Genomic DNA, 20,613 nt, shown 5'->3' with positions numbered 1-20,613 from the left:
ATTGGTGGCGGCTGACTGATTAAATAAAAAAATGCTCCCTGTGCAGGGAGCATTTTCTGTGTATATAATGTGACCGAATAAAAGCCTATACACGATCCGATTAAATTATAACGTCGTTATTTTACATTACTCCCCTACAGGGATCGGCATGTCTACACCGGTTGCTAAGGCGACGCCAAAATTTGGCGAACCATCGGTATTCCAGGTAAGCTTCTGCATTCTTGGCGCCCGTTGGCCATTGGTAGTAGCAGCCACGCTGCGTGCGTGATAGATAAACCAGTTTTCCTTTTTCGTCACGCCATTGGGATCTGTATAGGAGCTGGTAAAGAAACCATTATGCCCTGGTCCGTAAACGTTGTTGGCATCATTTCTTACAAAAACCTGTTTTTTATTGATCCAGTCAGCCGGTACTGTAGGATCGCCACCGCTTTTGAGCTGTATCTGTGCGAGGCAATAGTTGTCGCTGGTATACCTGCTGGCTGAATAGATGATAAATACAGGGCTGCCTGCATCCTTTTGCAGCATGATGGGCCCTTCATTCACACCGGCTCCGATCGAGTTCGGCTCATGCTTTTCCCAGGTATTGGTAGGGGAGGATATTTTGATCCTTGGCCCGCTAATGGTCCATGGGTCCGACATCGTAGCAAGGTAAAGGTATTGTTTGTACCTGCTGGCGGTACTTTCCCAGCCTGACCAAACGAAATAATTATTGGAGCCAATCGTGAGTATGGTGCCGTCAATCGCCCATTGATCACTGGAATCGTAAATCTTTCCTTTAAATGTCCAGGTGCCGGTCATTGGATCCGCATTAGGATTTTCCAACACGAACATGCGGTGTGAATCGCCGGTGCCATCATTAGCCGCAAAATAGATATACCATTTCCCGGACAGGAAATGCAGTTCGGGCGCCCAGATATTTGAAGAGTAGGCCGTTCCCGCAGGCGGCGTCCAGATCACAGATTCCGGCGCTGTGGATAATAAGGACATGGAAGTTGTTTTCCTCAGGCCGATGTTATTACCCCTGGTGTACATGAAATAATAGTACCCATCCTTCTGGGCAACAAAAGGGTCCGGCCTGCTGGCATTGATCAGCGGGTTCTGAAAATTGAGATTATGGAAATTGAACAGATCCTGGTCACCGGTAATGGCGGACTTCTGCCTGATCTTAGCGCCGGGAGTAGTGCTTTGCGGATCCAGCACCATTTTCATACCGGTGGCTTTATTGGTCAGCGAAAATACGTTGTTACTACCGGAGTACGCTATGGACCAGGCCTGGTCATCGCCTCCATCGTCTGTTCCCTGCTGCAAAATATCACCGGAGGTGGAGGAAGGAGATTCCAGGCATTTATTACTGGTCACATTCACCAGCTTATAATAAGTGGCATCGATCTTTACCAGTCTCCATTTCTGACCGTTGTTAGGGAACCACCACCACTGCTGGATTTTTTGGCCTTCAGCGGAGGAATTACCGGTAACTTCTACTACAGGGCCAGCCGGGGCGGACGAGGTTACTCCCCTGATGCGGTAAGTAGCGCCATCGATCAATGTGCCGAGTGGCGGCGCCGCACTGATCCTGGTGTCATTAATCCGCAGTAATTCTTCTCCTGCATCAGCGTTTTTCTTCTGGGTTTCTTTTTGGCAGGCTGTTGCCAATAGCAGCAAAACCGCCGCAACGTTTGTGAGCGCTTTGATTTTCATAACATAGTAGTTCTTATGCGGCAATTGAACGTGGAATAAATTGCCGCGGGGTTTATAATAGGTTAATCAGTATATAAAATAAGGAATATAATTTAATGCGATAAGGAATTTTACGAAATATTCTCCAAAAACCGCAACACCTCCTCCCGCTTGCGGCTGCTAACGGGAATCTGTTCGTTATTCTGCATCTGCAGATACCCTTCGCGGTAATATTTTTTCACGAATTGAAAATTGACGAGCCAGGATTGATGGCATCGCAAAAAACCCGCCGGCCCCAGGATGCTCTCATATTCGATCAACCCTTTAGACACGAGGATATCCCGCTTGTCTGTCAGGTAAAAAGTCGTATAGCCCTTATCGCTCTTGCAATACATAATGTCTTCAACAGACACGATCTCCATATATTCCACCCGCTTCAGCGCCAGCCGTTTCACATTCCCCCCGCCCTGCGTACCATAATGCTGCCGCGCAATCTCCAGCTGCTGCCGGTTGAACTGCTCCTGCTGCCGGTGCTGAAAACATTTGTTCAGCATCTCCGACAGGGCTGCTTCATCGATCGGTTTGAGCAAATATCCGAACGCGCCCATGTTCAGCGCCTGGATGGCATATTGGTCATAAGCCGTGAGAAAGACCACCTGGAAATCGATCTCCCCTATCTCGTGGAACAAACGGAAACTGTCGCCGTCTTTCAGCCGGATATCGGCCAGGATAATGTCCGGCTTCAGCGCCGGGATCTCCTTCGCCGCCGTGGCAATATCTCCCGCATGGCCCGCCACCTGCACATACGGATTTTCCTGCACTATCTGCAACAGGTGTTTCAGGATACGGACCTCATCTTCGAGTATGTAAAGTTTCATGCGCATGGTTGCCGGGTTTAATCTTTGATGACGGGAAGAATGATGTGCACCGTAACGCCGCGCCCGCCGGCACCGGCTTTGTTCTCGATATCGAATCGCGCCCGCTGGCAATCGGATTTAAAAAGCACCTGTATCCGCTCTTTGAGGATCGTCTGCGCCAGCGATTGCTTTTTCTGCACGTCAGTTCCTTTATCGACAATGCCCTGTCCGTTATCAATTACGGTAATAGTAAGCCGTTCATCCTTCGCTTCGAAGCGGATGGTCAGCATGCCTTTGTAACTGATGTTACGGAAACCGTGCTCGATCGAGTTTTCAACGAAAGGCTGTATCAGCATGGGTGGGATCAGTAGTTCGCCCGGGCGGATATCTTCCGCCACGCCTATTTCGTAATCGAAAAGCGCTGCATACCGCATCTGCTGGAGCTGCAGGTAATTTTCCAGTGAATCGATCTCTTCATCGAGCGGGATAAAATCCCTCCGGCTTTGTTCCAGCACATTCCGTAAAAGCCCAGAGAAAACGGACAGGTAGCGGACGGATTCCTTCGTATCGCCGGAAGCCACGAGGCTTTGCAGGTTGGCGATGGAATTGAAGATGAAGTGCGGGTTCAGCTGTACCTGCAGTAATTTCTGCTCCATCCGCAGCCGTTCGTTCTCCGATTGGAGAAGCTTATTCCTCTCGTTGAGTTTAACCTGCCGGTAGAGGAAATACAGGAAGCCGACCACGCCGAGGAACACAATGGTCGCCAGGCCGAGGGTCCATCTTTGCTGCTGGATGATCTTTTCATTGAGGGCATTGCGGCTGCTCAGGTTGGCGATGTTCCGGTCTTTCTTTTCGGTGTCATATTTTTCGTGGATATCAGCGAATTTCACCGCTTCGATTTTCCTGATGTTGCGCACTTCAATGCCATACGCCGAATCGAGGGCTTCCATGGCGTTCTTCATATCGCCTTTCAATTTGTATGCTTCCACCAGACCCTTATAATAAAGCGGCGTCTGATTCATGTTGCCCTGGTTTTTTGCAAGGGCCATCGCTTTGTGGTAATATTTTATGGCCGAATCGGGGAGGCCGTTGTGGTTGAAACCGGTGGCGAGATTGTTGTAGGCGAGTTCGTGGATACGGTTCGTCCTTTCGAGAAAATCCACAAAGATCTTGCTGCATTCCAGCGATTTGGCGAATTCTCCCCTTTTGTCGAGCACCATTGCCTCGCTGTCGTATGTCCGGGCAATAGCAAGGCTGTCGCCCGTATGGATGGCCAGCTTCCGGGCCAGGGAATTGTACAGCATCATCTTGTCGAAATCGTTCATCTGGTGTGCGAGGAGATACGAAACGTCGTAGTGGCGCTGCATCACCACGGGATGCGTATTAAACGGATGTGATCTGAAGTGGCGTTCCGCGTATTCGAGGGATTCTCTTTCGTTCTCGTTCTGGTAATACGCCTTGGCCATGAGATCGTAGAACCGGTAAGTGACCGGACTATGCAAGCGTTCGGCTTTTTTCATCGCCACGAGGATCTCTTGCATCATCCGGGCCTCCACCATCATATTGTTGCGGCTATTGTAATCGAAAACGGTAAATTCCCTGAGCAGGGAAACGTTGCTGTCCGCCCTTTCTCCTTTCATTTTTTCCAGCTGGGCCATGGCGCTGTCGCGATAGCCCTCTTTCAGGAGAATCCGGGCGCGGAAGTAATGGAAAAACGGGTTGGAATTGCTGTCGGGCCGTTGGGAAAGGAGACTGTCTTCGCGGCGCACCGTTTTCCAGAATTGGTCAGACGGCAGTGTGTCCAGCGAAATAACCATGGAAAGGTAATCTTTATCCTGCGCCAAAGCCTCCTGGTGCCGGGGAACTTTCCGCGAAGGAGACCGCTCACCGCAGGAAGCGGCCATAAACAGGGAAATCATCCAGAAGATAGCCAATGCCGGTCTTACATTCATCCTACAAAAATTTGCTCCGCTAAAAAACATAAAAATACAATCCGTTCCCTAATTACGGAGTTTGCTCGGTATAAATGTACTTATCAGGCACAACATGCGAAGGTGCGGTTCCATATCCGCCGGTTTCCGTCCGAAATCCGCCGTTATCCGCCGGATCTCCGCAGGGTATTTCCCGGCCGGGGGTTGATTCAAATATGGCCCGGAAATCATCGAATATGAATTTCTTTCCGCCGGATATCGGTTTGCCGTTGTGCAAGGTGCCTTCGGGGGCGAGATTTGAGCATGCGTTACCTGATAAAACTCGTGGCCCCTGCGCTGCTGATTTGCATTCTTTACTCCTTCCGCCAGGAAGACGGCACTTTATCCGAAGAGCGCGCCGGCATCGCGTATTACCACTTCTCCCACGTTCGCGACACCACGCGGGCGTCCAACAAATGGGAAGAAGATTTCCAGCTGGCGTTCGGACCGCAGCAGAGCGTGTACCTGAGCGCCACCAAGCGCCGGCAAGACTCCATGCACCGCGCAGCCTTCGAAGAAGCCGAGCGCACCAACAGTATTACGGTGAACATGGGCGCCTGGAGGCCCGTCACCGAAGAAGCCGTGTATATCAATGAACAGGCGCTGCTGGTAAACCGGAGCTTCCGCCGGGCCAATTACCTTATCAAAGAACCGCTGGAAGAAATCGCCTGGCAAATATCCACCGAAACGAAACAGCTCCTCAGCTACACCTGCCAAAAAGCCTCCGGCACCGTGAAAGGCAGAGCGTACACGGCCTGGTTCACCACGGATATCCCCGCCAGCTTCGGCCCATGGAAGCTGCATGGCCTGCCCGGCCTCATTCTCGAAGCCTACGATAACGCCAACCGCATCCGCTTCACCTGCACTCGCATTGAAACGGATACCGCGCTGCCCGAAGGGCTTTCCCTCAACCCGCCTGCGGACGCCACCCATACCACAAATATCGCGTTCCTCCGTATGGAAGCCGCCTACCGCGAAGGGCTCCTGGCCAATGCCGGCAACTCCGACGACGTAACGGTCGACAATGCTACGATAAACGGTCAGCAGATGAAAGCAGCGAACACCAAACCCCAACTCAATTACCCCCTCGAATTGCCCACTAAAAAATAATCCTGTTGCGCATCAAAACCCTGTTGCTGTTGCCCATCCTTTCCTTCGCCATGCCGGCCATGGCGCAAAACCCCGCAAATGTAAACGGCAGGGTGAAAGACAGCACGGGCAAACCGGTGGCGGCGGCTTCCGTAACGATCATAAACGCTTCCGGGGCCGGCGTCCATTTCACGAAAACGGATGCCAACGGCGCCTTCGACTGCAAATTACCCGCATCCGGCAACGGGCTATCGCTGAAGGTTACAGCCCTGGGTTACCGGCCTTTCATCCAATCCATTTCCAGCGGCACATCACCATTCCTTGTTACGCTTTCCGCACTGCCTACCGCGCTGGCCGGGGTCACCGTAAAATCGAAAACCGGCATCCAGACTTCCGGCGATACGTTGAAATATCGCGTGGCAGCTTTCAAAGACAAGAACGACCGGGTAATCGGCGACCTGATCGCCCGGCTGCCGGGGATCGAAGTAGACGAGAAAGGTATGATCAGCTACAACGGGAAACGGATTTCCAATGTGTATATCGATGGAGAAAACCTGCTCAACGGCCGATACGGCGTTGCCACGAACAACGTGCCGGTGGATGCGGTAGAGCAGGTACAGGTTTTGGAGCGCGACCAGCCGGTGAAAGTCCTCAACGGATATGTGCCGGCCGATAACGTCTCCCTCAACCTCCGGCTGTCAGACAAAGCCCGCGCCACTACGATCAATACCGGCGAAGCGGGCGCAGGGAACAACGCATACCTGCTTTCCTTCAGCAACCTGGTGCTGCAGCAAAGGGTCAAAAGCATCAATTACCTCAAATCCAATAATGCCGGCCACAACCTCCAGCGGGAAACCGCCGACCTGGGCGCTACCGCCGGCCATGGCAGCGTTTTGCCTCAGCAGCCCCACGCCTACTTGTCTACAACCGGCGAAAACCTGCCCACGGTTGACGAAAAATATTATCTCCGGAACACCGACCATGCCGTAAATGCCAACGCATTGCTTAAACTCCCCGCAGACCGGGCGCTCCGGTTGAACGTGACAGCCCTGGACCTGAAACGCCGGTACAACGGCTCACAGTCTGTTCAATACTTCCTGCCGCAGGGAGATACCATCCGATACCAGGAATCCCAGTTCAATACAGAACGCCAACGCGAATGGCAAGTGCAGGCGCAATTCGAGAAAAACAGTCCACGGGCTTTCACAAAATCTTCTACCAGCGTGAATCTTCCGTATTCTTCCGCACGGGGAGACGCCTGGCAGAACGGCCGGTTCATGCAGCAGCGCCTGCCCGTCCGCCAGCAAAGCGCGGGGAACGAAACGCATATTGTGAAAGCCGTTGGCGGTGGACTTTTATTGCAATACAATTCGGTTTTGCGATATGTCCATGTAGACGAAAGCCTCTTCGTTCTTCCGGGCCTCCATGAAAACCTGGTAAACGACAGCGCGGGCTTCCGCGAGCTCGGGCAACGGGTGCAGACGCAACAGTTTTATGTGCATCAGTCCGCCGCGTTCAACATCAAGCGCGGGCGATGGGTGCTTTCGTATTCGGCGGGCGGTAATTATGAAAAGAACCGTCTTCGCTCTGACCTCCAGGTTACGGACAGCACCGGGAAAATCTCCAGCGCGGGCGCCCGCTTCCGGAACAATGTCAACTTCGAAAATCTCGGGTTGTTCGCCAGCGCCAATGCCACCTGGATGCTGGCAAAAGGTACAATCGTTGCGGAAGTGAAACCTGCGGTACATTTCATCGGATATAACGTGCAGGGAGAAAACCGGGACCACCGGCAGGAGAATTTCGTGCTGAACCCCACGCTCGATTTCCGGAGGAATATCGGCAGGTACAGCGAATTCCAGTTCCGGTACAACGCGCAAACCACCTTCGGGCACGTCAGCGACATTTATCCCGGATCGATCCTCGTCAACTACCGGCAATTCAACGCCAGCACGGCACCGCTCCCCCAAACCAGTGTTCATTCCGCCATGGCGCGCTTCGTTTACCGGAAACCGATTGAGATGGTATTCTGGCAAATCATGCTTTCCACCGAAAGATCACAACTGAATTTCCTGCAAGCTTTCATGATAGACAGCGGCATTACCCGCATCACAGCCATGGATTACGATAACCGCCAGTCGAAATACACCGTCAACGGTAATTACTCGAAATACGTCTTCCCCCTTTTAATACAGCTATCAGCCGCGATCAGGGCCGGTTTGCAAACAGGGTACCTGTGGTATAACAGCGATATTTCCCCTTTCAATTCACACAATTTCAGCCTGGCATTTGCGGGCCAGAAGAAGTTGCCATTCGGGGCGAAATTGTCGGTTTCGGGGGAAGCGGGAAAAAATATTTATCGGCTGCGGCCCCGGAAAGGCATTGCAGCGCCCAACACCACGGAATCCGTAAAGGCGAAAGCAGAATGGCAGCAGCAACTGGCCGCCGGAATTTCCATCACGCCGGTATATCAATTGACATCCTACCACCCATCCGGACAAGCCGCTATCCATCAGCATTTCCTGGATTGTAAAGCCCGGTACGCACTGCCGAAGCGGAAAAGCACGTTCGAGCTGGAAGGCGTCAATTTGCTGGGGCAGGAAAAATACCGGCAGATCGTTAACACGGCCAACCAGTCGTCTATCCTTGAAATGCCTTTACGTGGCAGAACGATCATGCTGAAGTACTTATTGGGATTTTGATGATTACCCGCCGCGGCTTTACACCGGGTTCACCTGCGCCGCACGAACGGATTGCAGGCCTGCGACAACCAAAGCCATCATCAGGATACGCTACTATGAAAACCGTGAATGTGTACCTCGCACGTCCGGCCACGGGCAATGGAAAAGGGCAATCCCGGTGGATTGCCCTTATATCGAGCCTGGATAAAGAAATACCGGGTTCCCCTGGATTTGGGTAAGGCCAGACACACATCCTCGTAATTCGCAGGATTATCCTACGTAACAGCCGTTGGAATCCATGTGGGCAACAACGTAATTCAAAGCGGTGTCGTACATCGACACCCAGCTGGTGTTGTTCGGACCGGATACCCAAACAACGATGTGATTGCCGCAGAGGTCCTGGGTCAAAATCGCACGTTGAATGCGGAATTTGGATTCTTTCATTTTTTTGTTGCTAACCACGATGTCATTTTTAGTGGTCATTTTCACTTCCACTTTCTTGTCAGCGGGTTTCGCAGTTTTGGAATCGGCTGCAAATGCGCCTGCGCCCAGCGTCAGGCAGAGCATGGCTAATACTAAACGTTTCATGTTTTCAGTTTTAAAAAGTTAACAAAATTGAATATGTATGCGGAAAATGAGGATGCACATGGTTCGAATTGCCTTTCGAACGTAAAAATCGGTATTAACGGCAGCCGAATTACCGTGCATGTATATTCGTGATCGCCCGGTTGATATTCGTACCGATTCAAGGAAAATTCGCGGCCCGGAAACTCCGACAGGATAATTGCCGCGCTGTTAAAGAGGAAGTCTGTAAAAAACTTTGTTGGAGCGACCAGGCTTTTACCCGCTGTCTTGCCCATTCCAGGGTAGCCAGGAAACCTGAAGAGGAAATCATTTTTAAAATTGCATTCGCCTTAATGAATGAAATGCAAGCATTCCTGCTACATGGAGTTCTGGCGAAATCGAGCAAAAGAAAAGCTACAAAAGCTCAAACGAAAAAGGGGACAATCATTTTTTAGATGATTTGTCCCCTTCTGCGGACCGGACGGGACTCGAACCCGCGACCTCCGCCGTGACAGGGCGGCATTCTAACCGACTGAACTACCGATCCAGCTTCATTTTTCTCCCTTTCGGGTTGCAAAGAAACTATTTATTTTTTATTCCTCCAATTTTTTTGCCGGAAAAAATTCTCCGGCCAAACAGCCGTATAATCACGAATCCGGGCGCCCCCTGAGTTCACACGGTATCTCCCTGCCAGGCCCGGCAAAATAAAAAGAAGCCCGCGTGATGCGGGCTTCTTTTTGAAAAATTAAAAATGTATGAACGATCAGTTGGTATAACCGGTGTTCTGTTCCATGCCGCTCACGTCAGTTTCAGCTCTGGGGATTGGCAGGATGTTGCGATAATCGCCGGTAGCAAGCGTGATGGGAACCCAGTGGTCAGGCGCTGTTCTTGTAAGCGTTTCTTTGCGCCGGGTGAGGTCGTAGAAACGGAAACCTTCGCCGTAAAGCTCTTTCCTCCTTTCGTCGCGGATCTCGTTCTTCAGGGCGGTGCCGGTGTTGGTGGATTTCACCGCGCCGGCGATGGCCCTGGCCTGAACAGCGAAGAGCGCGTCCTGTGCAAGACCATCGCGGCCCAATTCGGATTCAGCTTCCGCTTCGATGAGGTACATTTCGGCTGAACGCATCATTGGAACGTTCAGGTCCCATGCATCGCGGAACCAGAATTTATTCATCAGGTAACCATCGCGGGAGAAGAGAATGTCGTCGCGACGCAGCGCATCGCCTTCGAGGGTGGCCACCATATCCAGGTTTACGTAGAACTGTCTCCTGCGAATATCATTAGCAGCGAACATGTTCAGGAATGAGGTGGTAGCGCGGAACGTGCTGTAACCGATGTTGTAGGGCTCCTGGAAGGAAGCGATCTGTACGTACCCGGTATTGTCGTCTGAACGGTATACCAGCGTCCATATCCATTCATCATTCGGATCTACGAAACCCTCCAGCAATGTAGCTGCGGGCTGCAGGGGATAACCCGTGCGAGCCAGCTTCGCATGATCACTGGCAAGCTGCCATTGCTGCATATCCAGATATACCCTTGCAAGCAGGCCATTTACTGCGTTAACGGTAAAACGGCCATCGCCGCCCGTACGCCCGGTACTGAGGCTTGCTTTTGCAAACAGCAGGTCTGCCAGGATAAAATCATAATCCGCTTTCACCGTACCGCGGCCCGGGATCGGATCGTTTGCGCCGATCACTTTATCCACAACAGGAATACCCGGAGCATTCTGGTTAACGGCGAACGGCTGGGCGAACAACCGCACGAGCTGTAAATGAGCCCAGGCCCTGAGTGCCCTGGCTTCGGCGAGATAATCGTTTTTCAGGTCATCGGAGATAGGCGATTTCGGCAACTCCGTAATAGCCACATTTGTGTTGGTGATCAGCTTGTAAGCATCCCTGAAGAACACTCCACCATACCCCGCGGTTGGCGATTGCAGGAACTGGTACTCCGTCAGGAAACGGTTGTAGTTACCCGTTTTCAGCAACACCATATCACCGCCTTTGATGTCCTGCGTCAGCGAGATCTGCGTATTGAACGATGAAGTGGTGATAAGGTCGTACAGGCCGTTCATCGCGGCAGTCACTTTTTCCGGTGTGGAGAATGCCGTTTCAGCTGCTATATCAGCAGAGGGTAACGGTTCCAGGAAATCCTTCCCGCAACCGCTGGCCACTAAAAGCGATCCTGACAGAAAAATATATAATAAACGTTTCATGGTTGTCTGTTTTAAGATTAGAAGCCGAGGTTTAAGCCCACAGTAAATGTTTTCACGTTCGGAACGTCGTTATCGGCACTGCCGCCGATGCTCATTTCCGGATCTACGCCTTTATGCTTGGCCCATGTGAACAGGTTTTCGCCGGACACATATACACGCAGATTTGCGACATTGATCCTGCTCAGCAAAGACTTCGGCACCTGGTACCCGAGGTTGATGTTTTTGATCCTTGCATAGCTGCCGTCGTACAGGAAGCGGGAAGAAGTGTTGTTCCCCTGGTCTCCGTTGCCCGGTACGAAACGTGGCACATCTGTTACGTCGCCTGCTTTTTTCCATGCCCTGTGCATATCCGGAGAATACTGCTGACCGGTGGTCTGCCCGTTGGTCATCAGCTGGGAATATGAGTTGTCATAGATCTTGCCACCCACGCTGAAATAAGTATAGATGCCCAGGTCGAAATCTTTATAGCGGAACGTGTTATTGAAACCACCGAAGAATTTCGGGAGAGCAGAACCCAGCTCGTAACGGGTAGCCGCATTGTAGCTTTTCGTAGTAATTTTCTTGCCGGTACGTGCACCATTCACGATCTCATCCTGATACCACTGCGGGCGGCCGTCGGCGGCGTCTACGCCAGCCCATTCCGGAAGGAACCATATATAACGGTCCTTGCCTACTACCCATCTTTTGGAAGATGCATTAGGATCTATCAGCGTGTCCTTATTGGTCATCTTCAGGATTATGTTTTTGGTAATCGTGAGGTTAGCAGAAGCAGTCCAGTTAAAGTCCTTCGTATTAAATACTGTGGCTTCTACCATAAACTCCCAGCCTTTGTTCCTGATAGAGGCAAGGTTGGTGTTGATCGTCGGGAAGCCTACCAGCATGGAGAGGGGCTGAGCGAACAGAACATCGGAAGAGTGACGGTTGAAATAACCGATCTCACCTCTGAAGCGGCGCAGGAAAGCGAATTCAAGGCCAATATCAAGTATCTTGCTGGTTTCCCAGTGAAGCTTGGTATTTTCAAGCTGTTTATAGGCAATGCCCGGCAGGCCATTGTAATTATTGCCGGTCCCGTACAGGCCGAGGCGTGCATAACGGCCGAGACCATTATCATTACCGGTAGTACCGTAGCTTGCTTTCAGTTTCAGCTCATCGATCCACGCCTGAGAAGCCATAAAGCTCTCGCGGCCGATACGCCAGCCGCCGCCGATGTTCCAGAAGGTACCGTAGCGGTAATCGGAACCGAAGATCGAAGAACCATCACGGCGAACACCACCGGTCAGGTAATAACGGTCACCGTAGCTATAGTTCACCCTGGACAGCCAGGACAGCATTCTTTTTTCAGTAGTGGAAGTACCCAATTCCACCGGCGTTGCAGCGGCGTCCAGTTCATAAATACCGTTGAAGGGGAAAGTGGTGCCATTGAGAGAGTTGTTCTCATAGGTCTGGTTCAGCGCTTCCTGACCAACCATTACACCCACCGTATGCTCGCCAAACTGGCGGTCGTAAGCCAGGGTATTGGTGAGTGTGAGATCCAGGTTGCGGGGGCGGTAGCGGATGGTACGGCCTTGTACGCTTACACCATCGCCATGCGCGGAATTGTAGTATTGAGTTTCAGAAATATCGAAATAATCAACACCTCCGAGTGTCCTGAATTTGAAGTTTTTCAGGAAGCTTACTTCTATATAGGGGCTGAAAATACCTCTCACGGTTTTGGCCCGGTAAATATTGTATTTGGCAAGCCCCACAGGGTTGTAGTCCTTTACCAGGGGCGCATTATAGTCGTACAGGAAACCACCGCCGGCGGGGTCCGGTATGCGATTGCCACTGGCGTCTACCTGGTACAGCGGGTAAACGGACGCTACTGATTCTGAAAAACGGATCGGGTTAGCCGCGCCGCCTGCGCCCGCGGGCGTGTTCTGATCGGTGTAAGAAAGCGTGCTGTTCACACCTGCTTTGATGAAACTGGTAACCGCATGCTCTACGTTTATCCTGGCGGAATAACGTTTGAAGTTGGAAGCCAGTACGATACCTTTCTGGTTGAAGTAAGACCCGCCGAAATAGAATTTGGTCTTGTCGGTACCACCGGAAACGTTCAGGCCATAATCTTCTGTGCGGCCCTGGTTGAGCACCGCGTCACGCCAGTCTGTATCATAAAACTGCTTTACGCCGCTGTTCAGCGTACCACCGGGACCGAGCGGCTGATCGCTGTTGAATAGGTTCAACCCATCCAGCTGCAGGATATCAAAAGTGCTTACATTGGCTTTGGATGCAGCGGTAGCGGGATTGTCCCCTGCTCCCAGGTTCTGCGTGTTATAATAATCCCACCAGTACTTGTAATACTCTAAAGCACCCATCATTTTATGCCTGTCTACTGCAATGGAAGACCAGCCGTTGTTGGCGCTAAAGTTGATATTGGATTTGCCTGCGCGACCTTTTTTGGTAGTGATCACGATCACGCCGTTAGCTGCGCGTGAACCGTACAGACCGGAAGCGGTCGCGTCTTTCAGCACGGTGATGGTTTCGATGTCTTTCGGGTCCAGCGTGGAAAGGATGTTCGCGGTCGTTTGAGCCTGGGTGTAGTCTCCTTCGGCAACAGCCACACCGTCTATCACGAAGAGAGGCTGCGCGCCTTGTGCGGTACTGAAATTGCTCGCGCCGCGGATACGGATCGTGCTGTTGCCACCGGGCTGGCCGGAGTTACTTTGAACTGTAAGACCCGTAGCAAGGCCTTGCAGCGCTTTATCGAAAGAAGCAACAGGACGGGCTTGCAAAGGCTCCGCGGTGATCACGGAAGCGCTGCCTGTGAAGGCGCTTTTCCTTTGTGAACCGTACGCCACGGCTACGAACTCTTCCAGTTCATTCACGCCGGTTTCCAGCGCTGCGTTGATCGTAGACTGGTCGCCGATCTCCACTTCTTTCACCTTCATGCCGATGGTGGAAAATACAAGCACCTTGCCTGAAGCAGGCACCTGGAGACTGTACGTACCATCTTGTTTTGAAATAGTACCGGAACTGGTACCCTTGATGCTGACCGTAACAAATGGAAGGGGCGCGCCGGTCGCATCCGTAATTTTTCCTGAAATTACCCTTACCTGGGCATTGGCGCCCGCCGCCAGTAGTAACAGGCAGGTAAACAGGCATAAAATTCTGTGCATGTTCTTGTCAATTTAGATTTGGAAGATGTTTTTATATCGCATACCTCTCCCGTCAGGTTAATCTGCTAAAAACCGGGAACGACGAATCACATTACCTGCAGACCTGTCAGGGTCGCATTGGAAACTGTTTGTCAATATGGGTAGCGGGTATGCCTGCATTATTGGATCGCTGCAGGAACGAAATAGCCTTTAAGGCTTACACGTAAGTTATGTTTCTTCATACATAGGCATCGATTAGATTTTATTTACTGAATACTGATAAATTCTAAAAAACAAACGGGGAATAGTTAGTCAGACTAACCGAGCTTATCAGGGCAGCCTGTATCTCTGTAATGGTCGACGAGCGCATGGGCACCTGGATTAGATTTCGGTCTTTATAAGCCGCATGAACAAAGCATGCATAAATGTTATATATGCGACAAATGTACTTGATTTTTTCACAAACTCGACCAGCCTGTAAAAAAATTATTATTCTTCATAAGCATGAAGCGGGATAGACCTAAAACAAAAAAGTCGCCCTTTTGAGCGACTTTTGCGGACCGGACGGGACTCGAACCCGCGACCTCCGCCGTGACAGGGCGGCATTCTAACCGACTGAACTACCGATCCAACTTTTTTTTATCCCTCGTCAGAGCCTTGCACTCTTCTGTTTTGGGATTGCAAAGATAAGGACAATTAAAGCATATAAGCAAATCTTTTTAACAAAAATTTTAAGCCCCCGGAAATACTTAATTTCATTGAGCATCAAAGCCTATCACATGAAATTCCATTGTATCATATTGCCGCTCGCCTTCCTGTTTGCCTGCAATACCAGCAGCCAGAAAACAACGGCAGACAGCTCCATCGTAGACGGTGTGAAAGACCTCGTGCCGGTAGCGCCGCCCCCCTCCGTAGACCAGCAGGTGGCCGCACAGGTGCAGGCGCAGGACACCCTTTTTGAAGACGGCACCATGCCCGCCAGCTGGAGCGCCGCGGGCTTCGACGATCCCGATGGGTTCAAATTGTTCCTGCTCCGCTTCAAGGATTGGGTGAAAAATGACCGGAAAGACAGCATCGCCGCGCATATCCAGTTCCCGCTCCGGGAATATAAAACCGAAAAATCATTCCTCGCCAGCTACGGCAAAATATTCGACGCCTCGCTGAAAGCCAGGGTAGACAGCCAGCGGCTGGACCGCATCTTCCGCAACTCACAGGGCGCCATGATCGGCAGCGGTGAAATATGGTTCGCCCCCCTGCCTGACGGCTACCGTATTATCGCCATCAACAAATAACGAATGGAACTAAGCTCCGCCATATCCCTCATCAACACGCCGGCCATCCGCACACCGGAACCCGCTACCTGGGCGGACCTTGGCTGCGGCCAGGGCCTCTTCACCCGGGCGCTGGCCACCCTCCTGCACCCGGGCAGCACCATTTACGCGGTGGACCGTGAGCCGGTGTCGTTCCCGAAATCCAACATCCGGCCCGTACAGATGGACTTTGAGAAGAACGAATGGAAGCTGCCCACCCTGCAAGGCATACTGATGGCCAATTCCCTTCACTTCATAAAAAACAAACAAGCCTTCCTTGCCAAAGCAGCCGCGCACCTCGACAAAAAACACCATTTTCTCATCGTGGAATACAATACGGATACGCCCAACCCATGGGTGCCTTATCCCCTCTCTTTCCCGAACCTGCAAAAACTTTTCCATGAAGCGGGATATAAAAAAACCGAGCTGCTGCGCGAACATCCTTCCATCTACCACCGGTCCAGGATGTACGCCGCGCTGATCCGCTGATTTGCCGATATTTGCAACCGCATGAACGTACGTACCCTACTGTTATGGAGCCTCTTACCCCTGTGCATGGCCTGCTCCCGCCCCAGGGAAGTGCACCGCGCGTTTTATTTCTGGAAACAGAAATACACGCTGTCCCCCGCGGAAAAGTCTGCGCTGGAAAAATTGCACGCGAGCAGGCTGTATGTGAAATGTTTTGATGTGGCCTGGAATACAGCCGATCGTACAGCCGTGCCCGTTGCCATCTCGGATTTTAAAGAGCCATTCCCTGACAGCCTGGAAATTGTGCCGGTCGTATTCCTGATGAACGAGATCTGGCAGCAAAAAGATACGGGCTGGGCGCGGCTTATGGCGGAAAGAACAGCCTCGCTGCTGGAAAAACAATGCGGACAGATACCCCCGCGGCAGATCAGGGAAATACAGCTGGACTGCGACTGGACGCGCACCAGCCGCGACCAGTACTTTAGTTTCCTGCAACAGCTCCGGCGGCAGCCTTTCTTCGCCAACCGCCAGCTCTCCGCCACCATCCGCATGCACCAGGTAAAATACACCCGCAGCAGCGGCGTGCCTCCGGTAGACAAAGGTTTGCTGATGTGCTACAACATGGGTGACCTCCGCAAGCCCGGCGATCATAATTCCATCCTCAACATGGAAGCCCTGCGGGCCTACACGGGGTCTGACAGGATCAGCAATTATCCTTTATCTTTGGACCTGGCGCTGCCGCTTTTTGAGTGGGATGTGCTGTTCCGGAATAAAAAATACATCGGGCTGCTGCGGCAGCTGCCGCTCAACAATACAGCGCTTTTCCGGGAAAACGGCGAACATACCTACACCGCCCTCCGCGACACAGCGCTGCAAAACGTATTGATCAGGCGGGGAGACGTAGTGCGCCGCGAAAGCTGCCCGCCGGAACTGCTGCAAAAGGCAGCGCGCCATCTCGACCGGCAACGGCAACCCCATAAACCGGCCATTATATTTTATCATCTTGATCCTATCATCCTGCAAAAGTATTCTCTGCATGACCTGGAAACGATTTACCATAATTTCGAGTAGCTGCCTGGCACTGGTGCTCAGCGGCGTTGCCTATGTGTTTTCCTGCGGCCCCGAACCGGACCCGTATGATTATTACGCGAACTTCTACAACCCTAATATTCCCGCCCAGCGTGGGTTCGAGCCGTTCTATTACACCGCCCTCACCCACTTCTACGGCAGCGAAACACCCGAAGAAACGATCAACCTGGAAGAATGGAAAAAATTCTTCGGCGGGAAGGTCCCGGAAAAAGACCTCAACGAATTTATTTACGGGTTCTCCCGCTCCCAGATGAGCAACCTGTACATGCATATCGAAAAAGGAGCCGCGCTTCAGCTGGCAGACAGTGCAAAGCTCAACGCGCTGACGCAGCATTTTATAAAATCGGGCGACAAAGAAACGCTGGGCTACCTCATGTTTGCCAAACAATGCGAGCCATACGTCGAAGGCCCCGCCGCCTGGGAGGAAGTGAAAAGGGATTCACTTACCATGATCAAATTGTCCCGCAACGGGGTGCAGCTTTACAAAGCCTGCAAGAACCCTGACATCCGTGAACGTTTTGCCTTCCAGAGCATCCGGCTGGCGCATTACTGTAACGCCTATACGCAGGCGCTGCAATATTATGATTCCCTGTCCACGCCCGCCGGCTCCACTTCGCTGATCCATTATAAGATCGAAGGCCTGCGCGCCGGCGCCCTGCGCCGTACCGGCAAAAAGGCGCAAAGCGCTTACCTTTTTTCCCGCATCTTCGAAAACGCGCCATCGCAGCGGGAAATGGCTTACCGGAACGTGCACTATACCGACGCTTACGAAAATTCAGTGCTGCCGCTTTGCAAAAACAACAGGGAAAAGGCCACCGTGGCGGCTATATACGCTTTAAAAACAACGGACATGAACCCGGAAGGCATCCGGAAAGTGTACGGGCTGGACGCGCAATCGCCCATGCTCGACGTATTGCTGGGCCGCGAAATGAATAAGCTGGAAGAAGATTATTTCACCAATATACTCGAAGAGGATGCGAACCGGCAGAGTTACTACTGGGAAGATGCACGGGCGGACAAATCTCCCGTTCTCCAGATGCAGCAGCTGCTGGACGAACTGGCCAAAGGCGGAAAAGTGAAAGAGCCCGCGCTGTGGCACATCTCTTCAGCCTACATTTCCGGGATGCTCAAAGACTTTGCCGGCGCGCGCAGCAGGCTGGCCGCCGCTTCAGCCGCCAGCCTGCGCCCTGCGCTCAAAGACCAGCTGGAAGTGGTGAAGCTGCTGGTCACCATCAACGAACAGCCCTCCATCGACGCCGCATTCGAAAACAAGCTGCTGGAATCGTTCCGCTGGCTGGACACCAAAACAGCAGCCGACATATCATACGCCAACGCCCTGGAACCCGCCAACCTGGACACGTATTATTTCAAACGCATGTACCGCAACCTGCTGGATCTCGTGATCTCCACGCGTTATGCCAAACAGAACGATTTCTCCCGCAAAGCGCTCATCATGGTGAAAAGGGATCTTGTACAACCTTACTCCTACAGCTACTACAACACCAGCGGCAAGGATTATATGCAGGATTCCCTTCAAACCCACCAGCTGCTGGCATTATACAACGGCTATCAATCGAAGAAAAAAACACCGTTTGAACAATACCTGTACAGCCAGCTCAAAATGAGCGAAAAAGAGATCGGTGAAATGATCGCGGTGAATTATGTGAGAACGCACCAGTTCCAGGACGCGGTGGAATGGTTCAAACGCTCCGGCAGCAGCCGTTCCGCGACACTCGTGTTTACACCTCAGCTGGAAGATTTTGGGATTGATATTGCGGATTCCACGAAGCTGCCTGTTATCAGCCACCAGCAGTTTGCAGAGCGCATGGTGGAGCTGGAAAAACAAATGAAAAAGAAACCCGACGCCAAAGTATATTTTGAATATGCCACAGGCTTGTTCAGCATGTCGTATTACGGGCACTCTTACCAGCTCTCTGCCAACTACCGGCCCAGTACAGACTGGTACTCACCCGAAGACGACAAAACGCCTTTCCTGAAACAATATTTCGGCTGTTACCGCGCGGAAGAATACTACAAAAAAGCCGCGGATGCCGCTACAGACAAGGAATTCAAGGCAGAATGCCTCTACATGGCCGCCCGCTGCGCGCAAAAACATCTCCCTTACAGCGATGGCGAGGTATGGGCCCAACACGCCACCAGCAACCCCTATTTCCCGGAACTGTACAAAGACTACCAGGAGACAGAATTCTATAAAGAAAGAATGATGCAATGCGGCTACCTGCGCGACTTCCACAGGTCGCACCCTAAGCTGTAAACGGGCTTCAAATAAAAAAGGGATGAAATAATTTCATCCCTTTTTTACTTAATATAAAGTACCGTCAGAGATACCATTTTTTATACCGCAGCAAACCTTCCAGGAAATAATAATCCGCGTAAGTAAGCGGCACGTCCACTTCTGAATTGGCGAGGAAGCTGCCCACGCTGTTCTTCAGCAGGAAGCCGCCATTCTCTCCCAGCCTGGCGCGGTATGCATCAGATGACAGGGACCGCAGCATCACCGTGGCGGCGTCCACGTAGCGGGAGCGTTCCCTGCCGGTGGTGTACTGCCCCAGTTCCAGCAGCGCGGATGCGGCTATGGCGCCGGCGGAAGCGTCGCGGGAAGTGGGTATCTGCGGCGCGTTGTAATCCCAGTAAGGGATCTTGTCTGCCGGCAGGTTGGGGTGGCTGAGGATGAAATTGGCGATATTCCTGGCCTGGTTGAGATAGGCCTGGTCTTTGGTGAAGCGGTACATCATCGTGAAACCATACAGGCCCCAGGCCTGGCCGCGGCTCCAGGCGGATGTGTCGTGCGCGCCCTGGCCGTTCACTTTTTTTATGATCTCGCCGTTGTCCAGGTTGTAATCCACGATGTGGAAAGTGCTGTAGTCCGGCCGGTAATGGTTTTTGATGGTGGTGTTCGCGTGAATGAGCGCAATTTCCCTGAACCGGCTGCTGCCGCCATTCTGCGCGGCCCAGAGCAATTGCTCCAGGTTCATCATGTTGTCGATGATCACGGGACAGTTCAGGTTGCTGCTTTTGTTCCAGGATTGAATGGACTTGATGGACGGGCGGTAGCGGGTGATCTGGTACACCGCCGCCGTATCTATCACTTCTTTATATTTTTTGTCGCCGGTAATGCGGTAGGCGTTGCCGAAACTGCAAAAGATCATGAACCCGATATCGTGATTGCCGGTGTATCGTTTTTCCTTTTCCAGGATCCCGAGCCTTTTTTCCGCTTCGGCTTTCACGTTCTGGTCCTTGGTATATTCATACAGGTACCAGAGCGTGCCGGGATAGAAGCCGCTGCACCACCATTCTGTATCGGAGGTAACGGATTTGCCTTTGGCGAATGAGCGGGGCATACGGTCTGCCGGGGTATTGTCTTTCAGCACCTGGTACTGTTTAACGGCAAACTGCATGTTTTCATCGATGAGCGCGGCCATTTGTTTTTTGCCGGCGGATTGTCCAAAGGAGATCAGGGGAAGCAACAGCGCAGCAATGACCGTTGCGGTCAATTTTTCAAAAGTGGATTTCATGTTTGATGTGTTTAGGCTGTAAACGTGGAACG

Annotated in this window: 13 protein-coding genes and 2 tRNA genes; 6 read left to right on the top strand and 9 right to left on the bottom strand. The window is 52.1% G+C overall.

What is annotated here, in order from left to right:
- Positions 1-126: 126 nt before the first annotated feature.
- The 3 genes from ACTJIK_RS08150 to ACTJIK_RS08140 all read right to left on the bottom strand — a co-directional run bounded on the left by ACTJIK_RS08150 (position 127) and on the right by ACTJIK_RS08140 (position 4,486).
- Positions 127-1,698 (bottom strand): family 43 glycosylhydrolase, encoded by a 1,572-nt coding sequence (locus tag ACTJIK_RS08150; RefSeq protein WP_440645864.1) that lies wholly within the window; start codon positions 1,696-1,698, stop codon positions 127-129.
- A 110-nt stretch (positions 1,699-1,808) separates the two neighbouring features.
- Entirely contained in the window at positions 1,809-2,561 is a 753-nt protein-coding gene (locus ACTJIK_RS08145; protein WP_440645863.1) for a LytR/AlgR family response regulator transcription factor, read from the bottom strand.
- Between the two features lie 11 nt (positions 2,562-2,572).
- The gene (locus ACTJIK_RS08140) at positions 2,573-4,486 is read right to left on the bottom strand and encodes a histidine kinase (protein ID WP_440645862.1); all 1,914 of its coding nucleotides are present in this window, start codon (positions 4,484-4,486) and stop codon (positions 2,573-2,575) included.
- A gap of 282 nt (positions 4,487-4,768) precedes the next feature.
- On the opposite strand from ACTJIK_RS08140, the gene ACTJIK_RS08135 reads away from it, so the two are divergent.
- Positions 4,769-5,614 (top strand): GLPGLI family protein, encoded by an 846-nt coding sequence (locus ACTJIK_RS08135; protein ID WP_440645861.1) that lies wholly within the window; start codon positions 4,769-4,771, stop codon positions 5,612-5,614.
- Between the two features lie 5 nt (positions 5,615-5,619).
- Positions 5,620-8,292 carry a TonB-dependent receptor gene (locus tag ACTJIK_RS08130; protein WP_440645860.1) on the top strand — a complete coding sequence of 891 codons (2,673 nt, stop codon included), beginning with the start codon at positions 5,620-5,622 and terminating at the stop codon, positions 8,290-8,292.
- Positions 8,293-8,541: 249 nt separating this feature from the next.
- Here the strand turns inward: ACTJIK_RS08130 and ACTJIK_RS08125 are convergent, their stop codons facing one another.
- From ACTJIK_RS08125 to ACTJIK_RS08105, 5 genes are all read right to left on the bottom strand, one after another.
- Positions 8,542-8,859 carry a hypothetical protein gene (locus tag ACTJIK_RS08125; protein WP_440645859.1) on the bottom strand — a complete coding sequence of 106 codons (318 nt, stop codon included), beginning with the start codon at positions 8,857-8,859 and terminating at the stop codon, positions 8,542-8,544.
- Between the two features lie 449 nt (positions 8,860-9,308).
- Positions 9,309-9,382, bottom strand: a tRNA-Asp gene (locus tag ACTJIK_RS08120).
- A 216-nt stretch (positions 9,383-9,598) separates the two neighbouring features.
- Positions 9,599-11,044, bottom strand: coding sequence for a RagB/SusD family nutrient uptake outer membrane protein (locus ACTJIK_RS08115; RefSeq protein WP_440645858.1), 1,446 nt, complete (start codon positions 11,042-11,044; stop codon positions 9,599-9,601).
- A gap of 17 nt (positions 11,045-11,061) precedes the next feature.
- The gene (locus ACTJIK_RS08110; RefSeq protein WP_440645857.1) at positions 11,062-14,199 is read right to left on the bottom strand and encodes a SusC/RagA family TonB-linked outer membrane protein; all 3,138 of its coding nucleotides are present in this window, start codon (positions 14,197-14,199) and stop codon (positions 11,062-11,064) included.
- Positions 14,200-14,734: 535 nt separating this feature from the next.
- A tRNA-Asp gene (locus ACTJIK_RS08105) sits at positions 14,735-14,808 on the bottom strand.
- A 149-nt stretch (positions 14,809-14,957) separates the two neighbouring features.
- Here ACTJIK_RS08105 and ACTJIK_RS08100 point away from each other — a divergent pair.
- Genes ACTJIK_RS08100 through ACTJIK_RS08085 form a run of 4 tightly spaced genes read left to right on the top strand, consistent with a single transcriptional unit; the run spans position 14,958 to position 19,320 of the window.
- The gene (locus ACTJIK_RS08100) at positions 14,958-15,470 is read left to right on the top strand and encodes a hypothetical protein (protein ID WP_440645856.1); all 513 of its coding nucleotides are present in this window, start codon (positions 14,958-14,960) and stop codon (positions 15,468-15,470) included.
- 3 nt (positions 15,471-15,473) lie between these two features.
- On the top strand, positions 15,474-15,977 hold the full coding sequence (locus tag ACTJIK_RS08095) for a class I SAM-dependent methyltransferase (protein WP_440645855.1): 504 nt from the start codon (positions 15,474-15,476) through the stop codon (positions 15,975-15,977).
- Positions 15,978-15,998: 21 nt separating this feature from the next.
- Complete coding sequence (locus tag ACTJIK_RS08090) at positions 15,999-17,027, top strand: hypothetical protein (RefSeq protein ID WP_440645854.1); 1,029 nt, start codon at positions 15,999-16,001, stop codon at positions 17,025-17,027.
- Positions 16,993-19,320, top strand: a complete 2,328-nt coding sequence (locus ACTJIK_RS08085; protein WP_440645853.1) for a hypothetical protein — start codon at positions 16,993-16,995, stop codon at positions 19,318-19,320. Before ACTJIK_RS08090 ends, ACTJIK_RS08085 begins: the two co-directional genes overlap by 35 nt.
- A 64-nt stretch (positions 19,321-19,384) precedes the next feature.
- On the opposite strand, the gene ACTJIK_RS08080 is transcribed toward ACTJIK_RS08085, so the two are convergent.
- The gene (locus ACTJIK_RS08080; RefSeq protein ID WP_440645852.1) at positions 19,385-20,581 is read right to left on the bottom strand and encodes a glycoside hydrolase family 88 protein; all 1,197 of its coding nucleotides are present in this window, start codon (positions 20,579-20,581) and stop codon (positions 19,385-19,387) included.
- Between the last annotated feature and the right edge of the window lie 32 nt (positions 20,582-20,613).

This window comes from Chitinophaga sp. 22620, from assembly GCF_052044405.1.
Lineage (GTDB): Bacteria > Bacteroidota > Bacteroidia > Chitinophagales > Chitinophagaceae > Chitinophaga.
The sequence above is the reverse complement of the archived record's forward strand: the minus strand, read 5'-3'. Positions and strand labels throughout refer to the sequence as shown.

Excerpts from the sequence above, each read along its gene's own strand:
- ACTJIK_RS08150 (WP_440645864.1), bottom strand. The coding sequence starts at position 1,698 with ATGAAAATCAAAGCGCTCACAAACGTTGCGGCGGTTTTGCTGCTATTG.
- ACTJIK_RS08145 (WP_440645863.1), bottom strand. The coding sequence starts at position 2,561 with ATGCGCATGAAACTTTACATACTCGAAGATGAGGTCCGTATCCTGAAA.
- ACTJIK_RS08140 (WP_440645862.1), bottom strand. The coding sequence starts at position 4,486 with ATGAATGTAAGACCGGCATTGGCTATCTTCTGGATGATTTCCCTGTTT.
- ACTJIK_RS08135 (WP_440645861.1), top strand. The coding sequence starts at position 4,769 with ATGCGTTACCTGATAAAACTCGTGGCCCCTGCGCTGCTGATTTGCATT.
- ACTJIK_RS08125 (WP_440645859.1), bottom strand. The coding sequence starts at position 8,859 with ATGAAACGTTTAGTATTAGCCATGCTCTGCCTGACGCTGGGCGCAGGC.
- ACTJIK_RS08115 (WP_440645858.1), bottom strand. The coding sequence starts at position 11,044 with ATGAAACGTTTATTATATATTTTTCTGTCAGGATCGCTTTTAGTGGCC.
- ACTJIK_RS08110 (WP_440645857.1), bottom strand. The coding sequence starts at position 14,199 with ATGCACAGAATTTTATGCCTGTTTACCTGCCTGTTACTACTGGCGGCG.
- ACTJIK_RS08100 (WP_440645856.1), top strand. The coding sequence starts at position 14,958 with ATGAAATTCCATTGTATCATATTGCCGCTCGCCTTCCTGTTTGCCTGC.
- ACTJIK_RS08095 (WP_440645855.1), top strand. The coding sequence starts at position 15,474 with ATGGAACTAAGCTCCGCCATATCCCTCATCAACACGCCGGCCATCCGC.
- ACTJIK_RS08090 (WP_440645854.1), top strand. The coding sequence starts at position 15,999 with ATGAACGTACGTACCCTACTGTTATGGAGCCTCTTACCCCTGTGCATG.
- ACTJIK_RS08085 (WP_440645853.1), top strand. The coding sequence starts at position 16,993 with ATGACCTGGAAACGATTTACCATAATTTCGAGTAGCTGCCTGGCACTG.
- ACTJIK_RS08080 (WP_440645852.1), bottom strand. The coding sequence starts at position 20,581 with ATGAAATCCACTTTTGAAAAATTGACCGCAACGGTCATTGCTGCGCTG.